This window comes from Pseudoduganella sp. R-32, from assembly GCF_049913245.1.
Classification (GTDB): Bacteria; Pseudomonadota; Gammaproteobacteria; order Burkholderiales; family Burkholderiaceae_D; genus Rugamonas.
Map to the genome: position 1 here is coordinate 3,325,701 of NZ_CP183987.1, position 15,764 is coordinate 3,341,464.

The 15,764-nt window shown below is 65.1% G+C and carries 16 protein-coding genes; 12 read left to right on the plus strand and 4 right to left on the minus strand.

Annotated features, from left to right (window positions below; genetic code table 11):
- Positions 1–29: 29 nt before the first annotated feature.
- From ACN9MU_RS15315 to ureB, 5 genes are all read left to right on the plus strand, one after another.
- On the plus strand, positions 30–1,403 hold the full coding sequence (locus ACN9MU_RS15315) for a diguanylate cyclase (protein WP_426344823.1): 1,374 nt from the start codon (positions 30–32) through the stop codon (positions 1,401–1,403).
- Positions 1,404–1,514: 111 nt separating this feature from the next.
- Positions 1,515–2,084: a TetR/AcrR family transcriptional regulator gene (locus ACN9MU_RS15320; protein ID WP_426344824.1), complete on the plus strand. Its 570-nt coding sequence runs from the start codon at positions 1,515–1,517 to the stop codon at positions 2,082–2,084.
- A complete protein-coding gene (locus ACN9MU_RS15325) occupies positions 2,084–3,712 on the plus strand; it encodes a SulP family inorganic anion transporter (RefSeq protein ID WP_426337584.1) in 1,629 nt (542 codons plus the stop codon). The genes ACN9MU_RS15320 and ACN9MU_RS15325 overlap by 1 nt, the downstream gene beginning before the upstream one ends.
- 145 nt (positions 3,713–3,857) lie before the next feature.
- Complete coding sequence (locus ACN9MU_RS15330) at positions 3,858–5,606, plus strand: DUF885 domain-containing protein (RefSeq protein ID WP_426344825.1); 1,749 nt, start codon at positions 3,858–3,860, stop codon at positions 5,604–5,606.
- A 69-nt stretch (positions 5,607–5,675) separates the two neighbouring features.
- The gene (gene ureB, locus ACN9MU_RS15335; RefSeq protein WP_426344826.1) at positions 5,676–5,948 is read left to right on the plus strand and encodes an urease subunit beta; all 273 of its coding nucleotides are present in this window, start codon (positions 5,676–5,678) and stop codon (positions 5,946–5,948) included.
- Here ureB and ACN9MU_RS15340 read toward each other — a convergent pair.
- Entirely contained in the window at positions 5,926–6,441 is a 516-nt protein-coding gene (locus tag ACN9MU_RS15340) for a 1-acyl-sn-glycerol-3-phosphate acyltransferase (RefSeq protein ID WP_426344827.1), read from the minus strand. The two genes, ureB and ACN9MU_RS15340, sit on opposite strands and share 23 nt — an antisense overlap.
- Before the next feature lie 196 nt (positions 6,442–6,637).
- Between ACN9MU_RS15340 and ACN9MU_RS15345 the strand changes: the two genes are divergently transcribed.
- From ACN9MU_RS15345 to ACN9MU_RS15375, 7 genes are all read left to right on the plus strand, one after another.
- Positions 6,638–7,981: a sigma 54-interacting transcriptional regulator gene (locus tag ACN9MU_RS15345; RefSeq protein ID WP_426344828.1), complete on the plus strand. Its 1,344-nt coding sequence runs from the start codon at positions 6,638–6,640 to the stop codon at positions 7,979–7,981.
- 255 nt (positions 7,982–8,236) lie between these two features.
- Positions 8,237–10,033 carry a hypothetical protein gene (locus ACN9MU_RS15350; RefSeq protein ID WP_426344829.1) on the plus strand — a complete coding sequence of 599 codons (1,797 nt, stop codon included), beginning with the start codon at positions 8,237–8,239 and terminating at the stop codon, positions 10,031–10,033.
- A gap of 34 nt (positions 10,034–10,067) precedes the next feature.
- Positions 10,068–10,460, plus strand: coding sequence for a hypothetical protein (locus tag ACN9MU_RS15355; protein ID WP_426323426.1), 393 nt, complete (start codon positions 10,068–10,070; stop codon positions 10,458–10,460).
- A complete protein-coding gene (locus ACN9MU_RS15360) occupies positions 10,457–11,125 on the plus strand; it encodes a C39 family peptidase (protein WP_426323428.1) in 669 nt (222 codons plus the stop codon). Before ACN9MU_RS15355 ends, ACN9MU_RS15360 begins: the two co-directional genes overlap by 4 nt.
- 12 nt (positions 11,126–11,137) lie before the next feature.
- Positions 11,138–11,560 carry a hypothetical protein gene (locus ACN9MU_RS15365; RefSeq protein WP_426344830.1) on the plus strand — a complete coding sequence of 141 codons (423 nt, stop codon included), beginning with the start codon at positions 11,138–11,140 and terminating at the stop codon, positions 11,558–11,560.
- A 37-nt stretch (positions 11,561–11,597) separates the two neighbouring features.
- Positions 11,598–12,848, plus strand: a complete 1,251-nt coding sequence (locus ACN9MU_RS15370) for an acetate kinase (protein ID WP_426323760.1) — start codon at positions 11,598–11,600, stop codon at positions 12,846–12,848.
- Between the two features lie 51 nt (positions 12,849–12,899).
- Positions 12,900–13,838 carry an MBL fold metallo-hydrolase gene (locus tag ACN9MU_RS15375; protein ID WP_426323432.1) on the plus strand — a complete coding sequence of 313 codons (939 nt, stop codon included), beginning with the start codon at positions 12,900–12,902 and terminating at the stop codon, positions 13,836–13,838.
- 99 nt (positions 13,839–13,937) lie between these two features.
- Here the strand turns inward: ACN9MU_RS15375 and ACN9MU_RS15380 are convergent, their stop codons facing one another.
- The 3 genes from ACN9MU_RS15380 to ACN9MU_RS15390 form a co-directional block, all read right to left on the minus strand.
- The gene (locus ACN9MU_RS15380; RefSeq protein ID WP_426323434.1) at positions 13,938–14,993 is read right to left on the minus strand and encodes an alkene reductase; all 1,056 of its coding nucleotides are present in this window, start codon (positions 14,991–14,993) and stop codon (positions 13,938–13,940) included.
- Complete coding sequence (locus tag ACN9MU_RS15385; RefSeq protein ID WP_426344831.1) at positions 14,990–15,298, minus strand: ArsR/SmtB family transcription factor; 309 nt, start codon at positions 15,296–15,298, stop codon at positions 14,990–14,992. Before ACN9MU_RS15385 ends, ACN9MU_RS15380 begins: the two co-directional genes overlap by 4 nt.
- A gap of 80 nt (positions 15,299–15,378) precedes the next feature.
- Positions 15,379–15,738 (minus strand): DUF1304 domain-containing protein, encoded by a 360-nt coding sequence (locus tag ACN9MU_RS15390; RefSeq protein WP_426337587.1) that lies wholly within the window; start codon positions 15,736–15,738, stop codon positions 15,379–15,381.
- Positions 15,739–15,764 lie beyond the last annotated feature (26 nt).

A 15,764-nucleotide genomic window follows, 5' to 3' on the forward strand; every position in this document is an offset into this window, starting at 1 on the left:
ATCCCGATCCTGCGCGACGCCAGGAATTCATGACCGCTTGCGCTGAGTCGTTCGATCGCTTGCTGACTGCGGACAGCATTGCCAGCGCACGCCATGCGATGGCGCATAACAAGATTTCCCTGCTCATCATCGACCTCGATGGCCCTGCGATGGCGGCCGGCAATGAGCTGGCGGCGCTGGTGCGTAGCCGCGCCGGCGCGCCGGTGCTGGTGCTGTGCCCCTACACCCGCTCCTCGACCATGGCTGAGCTGATGGCGCAAGGACCGCTGGCTTATCGCATCACACCCATCGCACCGGACGACCTCAGCGAAGCCGTGGCCGCGCTGCTGGCGCCTGCCGCCAACACCAAGGCGTCGGCCCAGCAGCATTTGCTGGACCTGGAAGCGGACCTGAATGACTTGCTGGCGATCCAGCGCAGCTTGCAGCGTGCACTCTACGGTTCGGAAGAAATGGAACGGATGGGCGCCCGCATCTGCAATGCGTTGTGCAGCTATCCCGGTATTTGCCATGCATCCTTGCTGCAGGCGGTCGACGAGGGCGCGCTGCGGCTGGTGGCCCAGGATGGGCGCGTCGACCTCGATATCAAGGAAGTGCTGGGGGGCCGCGATGAACTGCTGGAAGCGCCTGTGCGGCGCGGCGAAATGGTGCTGCTCGATGCGCCGTCCAAAACGGGGGACACGGAGCTGACGGAAATGCTGGAAGAGCAGGGCGTGCACATGCTGCTGGCCTTCCCCTTGCGCGGCGAACCCGGCGGTCCGTTGCTGGGCGCCGTCTGCATGCTGTTCGACCGGCCGCTGGTCATGAGCCGCGAGCATTTCAGCTGCTTCGGTTCAGCCGCACAACTGATCAGCTTTGGCATGGTGATGAGCGACCTGCGCCAACAGAACAATGCGCTGGGCCTGGAAATCACCCAGATCACCCCGTTCGATGGCTTGACAGGCGTATCCAACCGGCGCCAGGGCGAACAGGTGCTGGACGGGGAAATCCGGCGTGCGCGCCGCTACGCCGTGCCGCTGGCGGTGATCGCTTTCGACCTCGATGGCTTCCGCACCATCAATGAACTGCATGGCTATACGACGGGCGACCGTGCGCTGGCCGTGCTGTCCGCCACCGTGCAGTCGCGCCTGCGCAATTCGGACACGATAGCGCGCATGCGCGGCGAACAATTCATGATCATCGCCACGCACACCGTGGCAATCGATGCCTACAAGCTGGCTGAAGAATTGCGCGAGACGATCGCCGCCACCGAACTGCCCGGCGGCGATACCGTCACGGCCAGCTTCAGCGTGGCCCAACTGGCTCCCGACGAAGGCGCTTCCGAGCTGGTGACGCGGCTGGAGGCCGCGCTGCACCGCGCCAAGCGGGCAGGGCGCAATTGCGTCGAACTGGCCATGGCACGCTAAAAAGCCGGCGGCTCGCCCTGGCAAGCCGCCGCAAAGCACGATAGATAGATGATGATCGTCATCCACGTGTGATATATTACATCCATAATAAAAATAATCAAGGAGAAGATCATGCGTGTCAGTAGGGAACAGGCGGCGCAGAACCGCGAGCGCATTGTTGAAACGGCATCCCGCTTATTCCGGGAAAAGGGCTACGACGGCATCGGCGTGGCGGACCTGATGAAAAGCGCCGGCCTGACGCACGGCGGCTTTTACGGCCATTTCGCCTCGAAGGAAGACCTGCTGGCCGAAGCCTTCGGCAAGGCGATGGAGAATTCCGCCAAGCGCTGGAGCGAATTGCTGGCCGAGCAGCCGGCCAATCCGCGCGCTGCACTGGCCCATATGTACCTGACTTCCAAACACCGCGACAACCCCGGCAAGGGCTGCGCACTGGCGTCGCTCGGTCCCGACGTTTCGCGCGTCGGCCCGGACGTGCGGCATGCGATGGACGAGAGCTTCCAGGCGCAGCTAGAGGCGCTGGCGCAGGCGCTGCCCGGCGAACCGGCGCAGGCGCGGCGCGATGCCATTGCCACCTATGCCGCCATGGTCGGCGGCCTGGTCCTGGCCCGTTCGGTGGCGGATAAAAAGCAGTCGGACGAAATCCTGGCAGCCGTGCTGTCCTCGCTGGAACAGGAACGCTAATGCTGGCCTGGCTGCGACACTACCGGCGCGCAATGCTGCCGGGCGATATCAGTGCGGGCATCGTGGTGGCAATGATGATGATCCCGCAAGGCATGGCCTATGCGCTGGTGGCCGGCCTGCCGCCGGTGACGGGCATTTACGCCAGCATCCTGCCGCCCGTTGTCTACGCAATATTCGGCACCAGCATGACGCAATCGGTCGGGCCGATGGCCATTGTGTCGCTGATGACGGCGGCGATCATCGGCCCGATGGCGGCTGCCGGTTCCGGCCTGTATTCGGTGCTGGCGGCGCAACTGGCGCTGGTGGCGGGCGCGGTGTTGCTGTTGTGCGGCCTGCTGCGGCTTGGCTTCCTCGCCAATTTCTTCTCGCGTCCTGTGATGAGCGGCTTTACCGTCGGTTCCGCGCTGGTGATCGCCTGGGGCCAGCTCAAGCCTTTGCTGGGCGCTGAACTGCCGCACTGGCACGGCCCGAGCGCGGCCATGGGCATAGGCTCCGTGCTGCTGCTGGTGCTGTCGCGCAGCCATCTGGCGCGGCTGCTGCGCTCCCTCGGCATGAAAGCGGCGGGCGCCGACATGGCAACGCGCCTGGCGCCGATGCTGGTCGTGATGCTTGGCCTGGTGCTGGTGCAGCTGCTGGGACTGGAAGCGATGGGCGTGCAAACCACGGGCGAGGTGCCGAGCGGCCTGCCGCAACTGAATCTGGCCATGTCGCAGGCGCACTGGCAGCAGCTTGCGAAACCGGGCCTGCTGGTCGGCTTCGTGGTCTTCATCATGAGCATGTCGGCGGCGCAGTCGCTGGCCTTGAAGCGCAATGAAAAACTGGTCAGCAACCGTGAGCTGATTGGCCTGGGCGCTGCCAATGTGGCCAGCATGGTATCGGGCGCTTTTCCCGTCACCGGCAGCATGTCGCGCTCCGCGGTGAATTTTGCGGCCGGCGCGCAAACGCCTTTGGCCAGCATCATCACCGCCGGCTTGCTGTCCCTGGCGCTGGTGGCCCCAACCGGCTGGCTGGCCCTGCTGCCGATGCCGGTGCTGGCCGCAACCATCATCGTCGCTGTGCTGGGCATGCTGGAACTGGGTACCCTGCGCACGGCCTGGCGCTATGACCGCGGCGATGCATTGGCGTGGTTTGCCAGCGCGGCAGGCGTGGTGGCGCTGGGCGTGGAGGCTGGCGTGCTGGTGGGCGTGGCGCTATCGATGGGGACCCTGATCTGGCGCGCCAGCCGGCCGCATATCGCGGTGCTGGGCCGCATCGCCGGAAGCGAGCATTTCCGCAATATCGAGCGCTATCCTGCCGAGACCCGGCCGGAGCTGCTGGCATTGCGCATCGATGCCAACCTGTTTTTCGGGAATGTGGAAGCGGTGCAGGAGCGCATCGAGGACGAGTTGCGCAGCCATCCGGCCGCGCGCCACCTGGTGCTGGTGATGACGGCGGTCAGCTCGATCGATACGTCGGCGCTGTTCGCGCTGTCGGAGTTGAACCAGAGCCTGGCGCGGCGCGGCATCGGCTTCCACCTGGCCGAGGTCAAAGGTCCGGTGATGGACCGGCTGCGCCAGTCCGACCTGCTGCAAACGCTGAATGGCCAGGTCTTTCTCAGTATCGACATCGCCGACAAGCATCTGCAGTAGCCTGCGGATCGGGCATGGGCGCCGCCTCGGTTGATTCCATCCGCGGCCTGATACGTTCCGGCACAATCCCGCCATTGACGCCGCCAGTCCTTTGGCCGTAAGGTACACTCCCGGAACCGTTACCAACCTGAGCTTCGGGAGCACCATGAAACAGATTGTCGCAGCACTCGCCATCGCAGCAGCCTTCAGTTCTCCATCCTTTGCAGCAGCCAAACCCGGTAGTGCCGACGCCCGTTTCACCGCCATCCACCAGGCGGAGTGGAAGTGGCGCCTGCAGCAAAGGCTGGAAGACGATGAGGACGATGTGCGCGGCGTCGAGAGCAGGCTGCCGAACGTCAGCCTGGCGGTGCAACTGGAGCGCCAGAAGAAATGGGAAGAGACGCTGCGCCAACTCGAAAGCATCAAGCCCGAACAGCTTTCGAACAAGGAGCGCATCAACTACCAGGTGTACCGCGCACAGGTCGCGGCGCTGCTGGATAACCAGCGCTTCCGCGAATACGAAAAACCGCTGAACGCCGATTCTTCGTTCTGGGGCAACCTGGCGGGCGAGGCGCGCAAGTCCTTCCGCACCGCCGAAGACTATCGCAACTACGTGGCGCAGCTGAACGACGTGCCGCGCTACTTCAGCGAGGAGATCGCCAATATGCGCGCTGGCCTGGCGCGCGGCTTCACGCCGCCGAAGATCACGCTGGAAGGCCGCGACAAGTCGATCACCTCGGTCACCGAAGCCAAGCTGGAGGACGTGGTGTTCTTCAAGCCGTTCAAGGAAATGCCGAACGTGATCCCGGCCGCCGAACAGGAAGCGCTGAAGGCGCAGGGCTTGCAGGCGATCCGCGAAAAAGTCATCCCGGCCCACGCGGCGCTGCTGAAATTCATGCGCGAGGAATACGTCCCGAAAGCCAAGGAAACCCTGGCTGCCGAGAGCTACCCTGACGGCAAGGCGTATTACCAATCCAAGATTGTCGAATTCACGACGACCAACCTGACGGCCGAACAGATCCACCAGATCGGCCTGGACGAGATGGCGAAGATCCGCGCCGAAATGCAGGAGGTGATGAAACAGGTCGGCTTCAAGGGCGACCTGCCGGCCTTCCTGCAGTTCCTGCGCACCGATCCGCAGTTCTACGCCAAGACGCCGGAAGAACTGCTGATGCGCGCGGCCTGGATCGCCAAGAAGTTCGACGGCAAGGTGGCCGACTACTTCGGCCGCCTGCCGCGCAGCCGCTTCGCCATCATCCCGGTGGCGCCGGAAATCGCGCCGTTCTATACCTCGGGACGCGGCGGACCTGGCGGCTACTGGGTCAACACCTACAACCTGCCGGCCCGCCCGCTGTATTCGCTGCCGGCGCTGACGCTGCATGAATCGGCGCCGGGCCACGCCTTCCAGATGCCTATCGCGCTGGAGCAGAAGGGGCGTCCGCCGTTCCGCAACGCCTATATCTCCGCTTATGGCGAGGGCTGGGCGCTGTATTCCGAGCGCCTGGGCACCGAGATGGGCATCTACGAGACGCCATATGAAGTGTTCGGCATGCTGAGCTACCAGGCCTGGCGCGCCTCGCGCCTGGTGGTGGACACCGGCGTGCACGCCAAAGGCTGGACGCGCGAGCAGGCGCAGAAGTACCTGATGGAGAATACCGCGCTGTCCTCGCACGAAATCATGACCGAGGTCGATCGCTATATCTCGTGGCCGGGCCAGGCGCTGTCCTACTACCTGGGCGAAATGGCGATCTTCGAAGCGCGCAGGAAGGCGGAGCAGGCCCTGGGCAGCAAATTCGACATCCGCGCCTTCCACGACACCATCCTGGAACTGGGCTCGGTACCGCTGCCGGTGCTGCAGGCGCGCATCGATGAATTCATCGCCGGCGGCGGCAAGAGCCCTTATCCGAAAGAATAAGCGCACCTGCGTGGTGCATTGCCTTATGCTGGTGCAAAAAAAGTGAGAAAATCACTTGAAATTACTGGCATGAGTCTTGCAGATATAGGTCACATGACTGATCGCACTACGCTTACCGTAACAAACCAGGGGAACCGTCCTATCCAGGTCGGCTCCCATTTCCACTTTTTTGAAGTCGATTCGGCGCTGCAGTTCGAGCGCTGGAAGGCCTATGGCATGCGGCTCGATATCGCGCCGGGAACGGCGCTGCGTTTCGAACCGGGCAAGGCGCACACCATCACGCTGGTGCGCCTCGAGGGGGATGTGGAGGTGGCCGGCTTCAGCGCTGGCGCAAGACGATAGGCGCCATCAGCTCGGGATGCTTGCCGAGGTGGCCTTCGAAACCGGCGCGAATGGCCGCCATGTCCTGTTCTTCATCGCCGGTCAGCCAGACGTGCTCGACCAGCCCCAGGGTCTTGTTCGGATAATCCATATAGACCAGCACCAGCGGCACCTTGGCGGCCAGCGCCAACTGGTAGAAGCCGCTTTTCCAGTAAGGCTTGTAGCCGCGCGTGCCTTCCGGCGTGATGCCGACCCAATACCAGTCTTCCTTCATCATCGCATCGGCCTGGGCCTGGATCAGGCCTTGCGGCGCGCTGCGGTCGACCGGCGCACCGCCAAGGTAGTAGAACCAGCGGCCCAGCAGTGGAATCTTGAACAGGCTGTCCTTGGCCAGCCAGCGGAACGGCAGGTCCAGCGCCCATTTGCCGAGCACGCCGATGATGAAGTCCCAGTTCGACGTGTGCGGGTAGACCACGGCGATGCCGCGCGGCCCGGGGAGCGGCCTGAACTTCATCTGCCATCCGAAAGCATGCAACATGCGTAAGGCGACGCGCTGCTTTAGTGTTGGCAGTTTGTCCGCCTCTAGCTTATATTGATCCATGCCTTCCCCATTGTTTTAATTGCACCATTAAGAGTTTGTAACTTCTGGTGCTGAAAATTTGTGCGGCGGTATTCTATCCTGCCGGTCCTCGGGGCAGCAAGGTGAAATTATGACAAGGCAAGTGTTGTGCGTCGCCGCTACAACGGCAGCGCTGCCGGCGGCTTTGCTTGCCGCTGGCCAAACGTTCGACGTCTGCCACGTGTGCGGCCTGGCCGAGGCAGCGGCGGCCTTGCGCGAACAGCATTTCCCGGTGGGCTTGCTGGTGCTGGACGACTGGACCGCCTCGCTCGCCGAACTCGACCATTTTTTGCGCCGCCACAGCCGGCCGCGCTGGGTTGCGGTCTTCCTGCCCCAGGCATTGGAAGAGGCCGCTTTCCGCCAGCTGGTGCATGACCATTGCGTCGATTTCCACACTTGGCCGCTCGATGCCGAGCGACTCAGCCATACTCTGGGCCACGCGCTCGGACTGGCTGCGCTTTCCGGCCTAGGCCATTTGCCGGAAGCGTGCCAAGCGATGCGCCTGACCGGCACCAGCACCGCCATTACGCTGCTGCGCCAGCAGATACTGAAAGTAGCGAGCGCCGATGCGCCTGTGCTGATCTGGGGCGAAAGCGGCACCGGCAAGGAGCTTGTGGCGCGTGCCATCCATGAGCATTCGGGGCGCCGCGACGGGCCGTTCGTGCCCATCAATTGCGGCGCGATCCCGGCCTCGCTGGTGCAATCGGAATTGTTCGGTTACGAGAAGGGCGCTTTTACCGGCGCCGGTCCCGGCAAGTGCGGCCTGATCGAATCGGCCAGCGGCGGTTCGATTTTCCTTGACGAGATCGGCGACCTGCCGCTCGAGCTGCAGGCCAACCTGCTGCGTTTCCTGCAGGAGAAAACCATTTACCGGGTGGGCGGGACGCGCAGCGTACCGGTCGATGCGCGCGTGATCGCCGCTTCGCACGTCAAGCTGGACGATGCGGTGAAACGCGGATTGTTCCGGGAAGACTTGTTCTACCGGCTCAACGTCCTGACCTTGCAAGTGCCGGCCTTGCGCGATCGGCGCGATGACGTGGTGGCGTTGGCGCAGGAAGTGTTCCACAGTTATGCCACGGAACGTGCACGCCGCGTGCGCGGCTTCAGCAATAGTGCGCTGCGGGCGCTGCGCGCGCATGACTGGCCGGGCAATGTGCGCGAGCTGTTGAATCGCGTGCGGCGCGCGGCCGTGATGGCCGACGGCGCCCTGATCCAGCCGCACGACCTCGAGCTGGACGGCAGCGACAGCGCGGCCGCTGCCGAAGACCTCGGCGCCGCGCGCGCCAGCGCCGAACGGACGGCACTGCAAGGCCGTCTCGATGCCGGCCACAGTATCACTGCCGTGGCGCGCGAGCTTGGCGTATCGCGCATGACGCTGTATCGCCTGATGGCGAAACACGGTATCCAGCGGCCCTCGCGCCGCGGCGAAGACTGAGCTGGCGTACAGCCGCGTAACACCGATGTGACATTGTCCTGCAAGCCTTGTCTCCCATGGAGAAAGGCACTGCGTGGCCACGCTTGTGTCACAGATGCGTGACAAACTTGCCTCAATCATGCACGCCACTTGCTGCACCGCCGCACCAAAGTCGAGCAATTTCAACAGCTTAGGACAGGTGGCATCAAGCTTGCGATATGGGTTCTGGCCCCAGCATTGCGGGCACTTGAAGAACACGACATCAGCGAGGACGAGATGAAGAAAACTTTGCTAGCAGCAGCCATTGCACTGGCGATGGGTAGTGCATTCGCGCAGGAGACACCGCCGCCCAATGTGAGCCAGACCGGGCCGGGCGCCCAGGCCAATGACAATTCCACGGCGACACAGGACAGCAGCCAGGCCAACGCCAACAACAACAGTACCGGCGCCGCCGATGCGGCCGCAGCCGGCGCCGCGGCAGCCAACAACGGTGCGACAGCGACATCGTCGATGACCAACGCCTTCAATACGTCGACAGCGACCGCGGTCAGCACGCTGACCGGCACTGTCACCAACAATACGATCAACAATATCGGCAACGTGGCCAGCAACGGCGGCAATGCCAATGGCGGTGCGGGGGCGGCTGCCCTTGCCGGCGGGGCCGCGGGCGGTAATGCCAACGGTACCGGCGGCGCTGGCGGCGCCTCGAACGGCGGCGCCGGCGCGGCAGGTGCGACCGGCGGCGTGGCGTTCAATGGCAGCGCGGTCGGCGGCAATGGCAGCGGCGGCGGCGGCTCGGGTGGTGCAGCCATGGCCGGGGCGGGAACCGGTGGTACCACCGGTGCTGGCGGCCTGGCTGCCGGTGCGGCAAGCGGCCGCGGCGGCGATGGTGCGCGCGGCGGTGAAGGCGGCGCCGGTGGCGCAGGCGGCATTGTGGTCGCCGGCGCTGGCGGGGCCGGTGGCGCAGGCGGCGCGGCAGCAGGCGGCGCGGGCGGCCTGGTTGGCACTGCAGGCAGCGGTGCTGGCGGCGCCAGTGGCGCGGCGACCGGCGCCCGCGGCGGCGACGGCGGTGCGACTGGTGCAGCCGCCGGCGGTGCGGGCGGCATGGGCGGCGCTGGCGGAGCGGCGGGCGCCGGCGGCATGGCAGGGGCTACCGGCAGTGTCGCAACCGGTGCTTCGACGTCGAGCCAGACTTCGACCGGCGGCGCTGCATCGAGCGGCAGCGCGGGCTCGAGCAATACTGCGTCGAACGGCACCAGCGGCACCGAACCGCTGACCATCCCCGGCATGGGCGACCAGAACAGCACTGGCGGCACCACCGGCACGGCTGATGGCCGTTCGGCCAATACCGGCAACGCATCGACTTCCGGTGCCGGCACCAGCGGCGCGGGCGGCACCGGCGGCGCCGGCGGCGGCGGCGGTGCCGGCGCGGCGGGCGGTAGCGGCGCGGCAGCGAGCAATACGGCAGGCAACGGCGCTGCCGGCGGCGCCAACAGTTCCGGTGCCGGCGGCGGCAGCGGCGCAGTGGCTGCCACCGGCGGTGCGGGGGCTGCCGGTACTGGCGGCGCTGGCGGCGGCGGTGCGGCTGGCGGCAATGGCACCAGCACCGGCGGCGCAGGTGCGGCTGGCGGCAACGGCGGCAACGGCGGTTCCAGCGGCCTGGCCAGCAATACTGCCGGCTCGAGCGGCGCTGCCGGCGGCGGCACCGGCGGCGCGGCGACCGGCGGCAGCGGCAGCGGTGCGGCGGGCACTGGCGGCGCGGCGACCAACGGCAGCGCCACGGCTGGTGACGGCGGTGCTGGCGGCGCCGGCGGCGGCGGCAACGTGGCCGGTGCGGGCGGCGACGGCGGCACCAATACTGCCGGCAACGCGACCGGCGGCAATGCCACGGGCGGCAACGGCGGGGCTGGCGGCACCAATAGCGTGACTGCGGGCACCTTCGACATGTCGAACACCATGAGCGGGGTCGGCCAGTCGGCTGCGGGCATCATGGTGATCAGCCAGAACAACGGCATGTCCTCGCTGGTGCAGCAGAGCGTGAACGTGCAGGCCAACCTGGCTGTGGGCAAATAGCCGGCACAGCATCATGCGAAGCTTAGGCAGGCCAGTGCAAGTCCTGGCCCTGTGCGCCGCCTTGGTGCCGGGCCTGGCGGTGGCGTCCCCGTGGGTGGGGGCGCTGCCGCTTGGCCCGCTGGCTGCGGCGGCGGGCCCGTCCCCGCCGGAATCGCCGCCTGCGCCGCGGCCTGCGCTGGCCGGCAACGAGCGCCCCGCGCAGGATGAGCGCCTTGAACAGATGCGCGGCGGCAGCGATGCGCCGTGGAGCGATATGAAGCTGGCCGGCACCGTGGCCAACAACAGCGCGGTGAACGTCGTTACCGGCGCCAATATCGTGACTGACGGTGCGTTCAGCAACGCGTCGGGCATGCCGATGGTGATCCAGAATTCCGGCGCCAACGTGCTGATCCAGAATGCAACCATCGTCAACGTGCAGATCAAATGAGAGGCCTCTTCAGCGTTCTGGCATTGCTGCCGGCATTTGCCGCGCAGGCCGCCGACTTTTCAGCCGGCGGCGCCAGTTTTGTGCTGCCGGTGACCAGCCTGAAGGAGGCGCGCTTCCGCACGACGGTAAGACAGCAATACGATTTCAGTTGTGGTTCGGCCGCGCTGGCGACTTTGCTCAGCCACCACTACGATTTCCAGGTCTCGGAGCAGGAAATCTTCCGTGACATGTTCGTGCGCGGCGACCAGGCGCGCATCCGGCGCGAGGGCTTCTCGCTGCTGGACATGAAGCGCTACCTGGCCACGCGCGGCTTCACTGCGGACGGCTTCGAACAGCCGCTGGACAAGCTGGCGCAGGCCGGCTTGCCGGCGATCGTGCTGGTGGCCGACAACGGCTATCGCCACTTCGTCGTGGTCAAGGGCGTGCAGGGCGAGCGTGTGCTGCTGGGCGATCCGGCCGGCGGCACGCGCGCCTTGTCACGCCAAGGGTTCGAGGCGATCTGGCAGAACCGCCTGCTGTTCGTGATTCATGGCCGGCCCGGCAAGCCGCGCTTCAATGAAACCGCGGACTGGCGTGTGGCGCCGCAGGCGATGCTGTCGGAAGGGATCATGCGCGACAGCCTGCGCGACGTGACGGTGCCGAAGCTGGGCGCCGGGGATTTTTGAAGGGAGGGCGGCATGAAGCGAAGAATCGGCGTCAGCGGCTTGTTGCTGTTGCTGGCGATGCCTGCCATGGCGCAGGGACAGGGGCCGCCTGAAGGCTGGGCGCCGGCGCCGGAGGCGCGTCTCGACGAGGCCCGTGGCGGCTTTGAGAACGGCAACGGCCTGCTGGTCGCGCTGGGCGTGGAGCGCATGGTCGAAGTCAATGGCGTGGTGGTGGCGCGCAATCGCGTGGAACTGGCCGATGTGGCGCGGCTGGCGAATTCGCCGCAGGCCGGGGCTGCGCTGGCGCCGATGCTGGTGCAGAACAATACGAACGGGCAGTTGATCCGCAGCCTGACCACGATCGACCTCACCGTCAACGCGCTGTCGACCTTGAAGAGCCTGAACCTGGAGGGCAACCTGCGCCAGGCCTTGTCGAACGTCATTGTGCCCCGCTAGGGAGGGAGCGATGCTTTCAAAGAAATTCGCGGCCGGGATGCTGATTGTCGCCAGCCAGGCGACGCTGGCCCAGATGCCGGTGCAGCAGCGCAGCAATGCCGAGCTTGCAGCCGAGTTGACCGAGTTGAAAAAGGCGCTGGCCGAGCAAAGGGCGCTGCTGGAGGATTTGCGGCGCCAGGTGGCTGAGGAGCGCCTGGCGTCCGCGCGCGGCACAGGGGCTGCGCAAAGCCAGCCGCAACCCAACGTCCCGCCACCCGGACAGGCGCCGGCGCCGTCCGGCCCGGCGCAGCCGGCATTGGCGGTGGGCCAGCCGCCAAAGCGCGACAGCAAGCCGCCTGAAGTGGCGCCTATCTTTGAAAGCCCCGGCGTCCTGACCGGGCGCGGCAAGCTCGTGCTCGAACCGGCCTTCCAGTTCGGCTATTCGTCGAGCAACCGCGTCGCCCTGGTGGGCTACACCATCATCCCCGCCTTGCTGATCGGCCTGATCGACGTGCGCGAAGTCAAGCGCAATACCAGCACCGCCACGCTGAGCGGGCGCTATGGACTGAGCAACCGCACTGAGCTCGAACTGCGCCTGCCTTACATTTACCGCTCGGACTCGACCGTGAGCCGCGAAGTGTTCACCGGCTCGGCGGTGGAAAAGGTATTTGATGTGAGCGGCCGCGCGCTGGGCGACGTCGAACTCTCGCTGCGCCACCAGCTCAACGATGGCGGCGCCGAAAAGCCCTATTACGTCGCCGGCCTGCGCTTCAAGACGCGCACCGGCCGCGATCCCTTTGAGGTCGTGACCGACTGCGTGCGGCGCTGCATTGGCGAAAACGCCACCGGCACCGGCTTGCCACTGGAGCTGCCAACCGGTTCCGGCTTTTATGCCTTGCAACCCAGCCTGACCTGGCTGTATCCGACTGACCCCGCCGTGCTGTTCGGCAGCGTCAGCTACCTGCACAACTTCCAGCGCAAGAACCTGAGCCGGCTGGTGCTCGATGGGGAACGCGAGCCGCTCGGCACGGTCAAGCCGGGGGCGGTCATCGGCTTCAATTTCGGTGTCGGGCTGGCGCTGAATGAAAAGGCCTCCCTCAGCTTTGGCTACGACCACAGTTCCATTGCCCGCACCAGGCAGAATGGCGTGCCGGCGCCGGGCTCAGTGCGCACGCAACTGGGTACCTTGCTGGTCGGCTTTTCTTACCGGCTGAACCCGAAGCAGACGGTCAATGTCTCGGTGGGGGCAGGGCTGACGCGGGATACGCCGGATGTCTCCGTCATGCTGCGGGTACCGACAAGCATGTAGTTGCCGTTTACGCTAATCTAGCGTTTTGGCAACTAACAAGAAGGAGATCGAATGATCCTGAAAAAGCTCGCCGTACCGTTCGCAATTGCCGCCATTGCAGGCGCCGCCCACGCTGCAGCGCCGATGGCCAAGACCCAGGCGCCCGGCTTCTATCGCATGAATGTGGGCGACTTCGAAGTCACCGTACTGAACGACGGCACGATCGACCTGCCGATGGACCAGCTGCTGAACCAGAAGCCTGAGAAAACGACCAAATCCCTGGAGCACAGTTTCCTGAAGTCGCCGGTTGAGACTTCGGTCAACGCTTTCCTGGTCAATACCGGCTCGAAGCTGGTGCTGATCGATACCGGCGCCGGCAGCCTGTTCGGGCCGACCCTGGGCAATATCCTGACCAGCCTGAAAGCAGCCGGTTACCAGCCGGAGCAGGTTGACGAGATCTACATCACCCACCTGCATGGCGACCACGTCGGCGGCCTGGGCGGGCAGGACAAGCCGGCGTTTCCGAATGCCGTGGTGCGCATGGACAAGCGCGATGCCGACTTCTTCCTGAGCAAAGCGAACCTCGATAATGCCAGTGCCGAGGCGAAGGGCAATTTCCAGGGGCCGATGAGCGCGGTGTCCGGCTATGCGGGCAAGGTGAAACCGTTTGAGGGCAATACCGAACTGGTGCCGGGCGTGCGTTCGACTTCAAGCTATGGCCATACGCCGGGCCACACCACCTATGTGGTGGAAAGCAAGGGGCAGAAGCTGGTGCTGATTGGCGACTTGATGCACAACGCGGCGGTGCAGTTCCCTGATCCGGGCGTGACGATCCAGTTCGACAGCGATTCGAAAGCGGCCCTGGCGCAGCGCAAGGCGGCGTTTGCCGAGGCGGCGAAGCAGGGGTATTGGATGGGGGCGGCGCACTTGCCGTTCCCGGGGGTGGGGCATTTGCGTAGTGAGGGGAAGGGGTATAAGTTCTTCCCGGTGAACTATTCGGCGAACCGTTGAACCGGTAAACCTGTGTCTGACCCGCAGGGTCAGACACTTGTACGCGACGGCCGCGAGTCAAGTGTCTGACCCTGTGGGTCAGACACTGGTTTACCAGGTTCAGGCCAGCGCTGGATAATCGGTATACCCTTCCGCCGACGGGCCGTAGAACAACTCAGGGCGCTGCGCATTCAGCGCGGCACCGGTCTGCAGGCGGCGCGGCAGGTCCGGATTCGCGATGAAGTCCTTGCCCCAGGCAATCGCATCGGCGCGGCCTTCTGCCAGCGCAGCCTGCGCCCCCGCCACATCAAACTTCTCGTTGGCGATATAGACCCCGCCAAACTCACGCTTCAGCAACGGACCCAGCGAATCATCGCCAACCGCCTCGCGTGCCGCGATGAAGGCAATACCGCGCTTGCCCAGTTCGCGCGCCACATAGCCGAAGGTCTCGGCCGGGGTCGAATCGCCCATGTCATGCGCATCGCGGCGCGGCGCCAGGTGCATGCCGACGCGGTCCGCACCCCAGACGCCGATCACGGCATCGGTCACTTCCAGCATCAGGCGGGCACGGTTCTCAACGCTGCCGCCGTATTGGTCGGTGCGCTGGTTGGTTGAATCCTGCAGGAACTGGTCGAGCAGGTAGCCATTGGCGCCGTGGATTTCCACGCCGTCGAAGCCGGCCTTTTTGGCATTCTCGGCACCCTTGCGGTATGCCTCGACGACGCCCGCAATCTCCTCGGTATCCAGCGCGCGCGGCACGGAATAGGGGCGCGGAGGGCGCAGCAGGCTTACATTGCCCTTGGCCGCGATTGCGCTTGGCGCGACAGGCGCCTGGCCATCGAGCAGGCTAGGGTCGGAGATACGGCCCACATGCCACAGTTGCAGCACGATCTTGCCGCCCTTGGCATGCACGGCTTCGGTCACCAGCTTCCAGCCTTCGACCTGCTCATCGGACCAGATGCCGGGGGTGTTTTCATAGCCCACGCCCTGCGGAGTCACCGAAGTGGCTTCGCTGATGATCAGGCCCGCGGAGGAGCGCTGCGCGTAATACTCGGCCATCAAAGCATTTGGCACGCGCTTGCCGCCGGTGGCGCGCGAGCGGGTCAGGGGAGCCATGACGACGCGGTTCTTCAGGGTCAGCGCGCCGATAGTGATGGGGTCGAACAGGGTGCTCATAAGGTATTCCTCTCATACTCAATAAATTGCAGGATGACCTCCTCATTGCGCTTGAAGAAATTCCACTGGCCGACCCGCTGCACCGTCACCAGTCCCGCCTTCTGCAAGATGGCGAGGTGGCCGGAAACGGTCGATTGCGAGAGGCCGGCCTGCTTGTCGATCATGCCGGCGCAGACGCCCAGCGACAGCGGTGCGAGCTGCTCGCTGAACCAGGCCTCCGGCTCTTTCAGCCAGGACAGTATCTGGCGCCGGACCGGGTTGGCCAGGGCCTTGTGGATTGCATCAATGTCAATGGAGTCAGTCATATTTCGGTGTTTCACGATAAGTATATCGGAAAAAGCCGATACGTATATCGGAGCATGTCGATGGATTTCAAGCCTTGTTTTTATGCTAATCGGTAGAGCACCAGCGCCACGACGGCCGGCACGGTCTGCACGAAGAGAATGCGTTTGCTGACGGTCAGCCCGCCCCAGATGCCCGCCACGGCCACGCACAGCAGGCCGTATGTGATGAAGGCGGAACGCACTGCCGGCTCGCCATGCAGCAAACCCACCGCCAGCGCCGCCACCAGGAAGCCGTTATAGCAGCCCTGGTTCGACATGGCCGGCTTGACGATGGCCGCCTTTTCCGACGACAGGCCGAACGCGCGGCGGCCGCGGGTATCGAAGAGGACGGTTTCCAGCAGCACGATATAGACGTGGATCAGCAGGACGATGGCAACGGCGATCTGTGCGAACAGCAGCATTGGGGGGCTCCCTGAAAGTTTGGACC

Excerpts from the sequence above, each read along its gene's own strand:
- ACN9MU_RS15315 (WP_426344823.1), top strand. The coding sequence starts at position 30 with ATGACCGCTTGCGCTGAGTCGTTCGATCGCTTGCTGACTGCGGACAGC.
- ACN9MU_RS15380 (WP_426323434.1), bottom strand. The coding sequence starts at position 14,993 with ATGAGCACCCTGTTCGACCCCATCACTATCGGCGCGCTGACCCTGAAG.
- ACN9MU_RS15330 (WP_426344825.1), top strand. The coding sequence starts at position 3,858 with ATGAAACAGATTGTCGCAGCACTCGCCATCGCAGCAGCCTTCAGTTCT.
- ACN9MU_RS15340 (WP_426344827.1), bottom strand. The coding sequence starts at position 6,441 with ATGAAGTTCAGGCCGCTCCCCGGGCCGCGCGGCATCGCCGTGGTCTAC.
- ACN9MU_RS15370 (WP_426323760.1), top strand. The coding sequence starts at position 11,598 with ATGCTGATTGTCGCCAGCCAGGCGACGCTGGCCCAGATGCCGGTGCAG.
- ACN9MU_RS15385 (WP_426344831.1), bottom strand. The coding sequence starts at position 15,298 with ATGACTGACTCCATTGACATTGATGCAATCCACAAGGCCCTGGCCAAC.
- ureB (WP_426344826.1), top strand. The coding sequence starts at position 5,676 with ATGAGTCTTGCAGATATAGGTCACATGACTGATCGCACTACGCTTACC.
- ACN9MU_RS15365 (WP_426344830.1), top strand. The coding sequence starts at position 11,138 with ATGAAGCGAAGAATCGGCGTCAGCGGCTTGTTGCTGTTGCTGGCGATG.
- ACN9MU_RS15350 (WP_426344829.1), top strand. The coding sequence starts at position 8,237 with ATGAAGAAAACTTTGCTAGCAGCAGCCATTGCACTGGCGATGGGTAGT.
- ACN9MU_RS15325 (WP_426337584.1), top strand. The coding sequence starts at position 2,084 with ATGCTGGCCTGGCTGCGACACTACCGGCGCGCAATGCTGCCGGGCGAT.
- ACN9MU_RS15390 (WP_426337587.1), bottom strand. The coding sequence starts at position 15,738 with ATGCTGCTGTTCGCACAGATCGCCGTTGCCATCGTCCTGCTGATCCAC.
- ACN9MU_RS15360 (WP_426323428.1), top strand. The coding sequence starts at position 10,457 with ATGAGAGGCCTCTTCAGCGTTCTGGCATTGCTGCCGGCATTTGCCGCG.
- ACN9MU_RS15320 (WP_426344824.1), top strand. The coding sequence starts at position 1,515 with ATGCGTGTCAGTAGGGAACAGGCGGCGCAGAACCGCGAGCGCATTGTT.
- ACN9MU_RS15375 (WP_426323432.1), top strand. The coding sequence starts at position 12,900 with ATGATCCTGAAAAAGCTCGCCGTACCGTTCGCAATTGCCGCCATTGCA.
- ACN9MU_RS15345 (WP_426344828.1), top strand. The coding sequence starts at position 6,638 with ATGACAAGGCAAGTGTTGTGCGTCGCCGCTACAACGGCAGCGCTGCCG.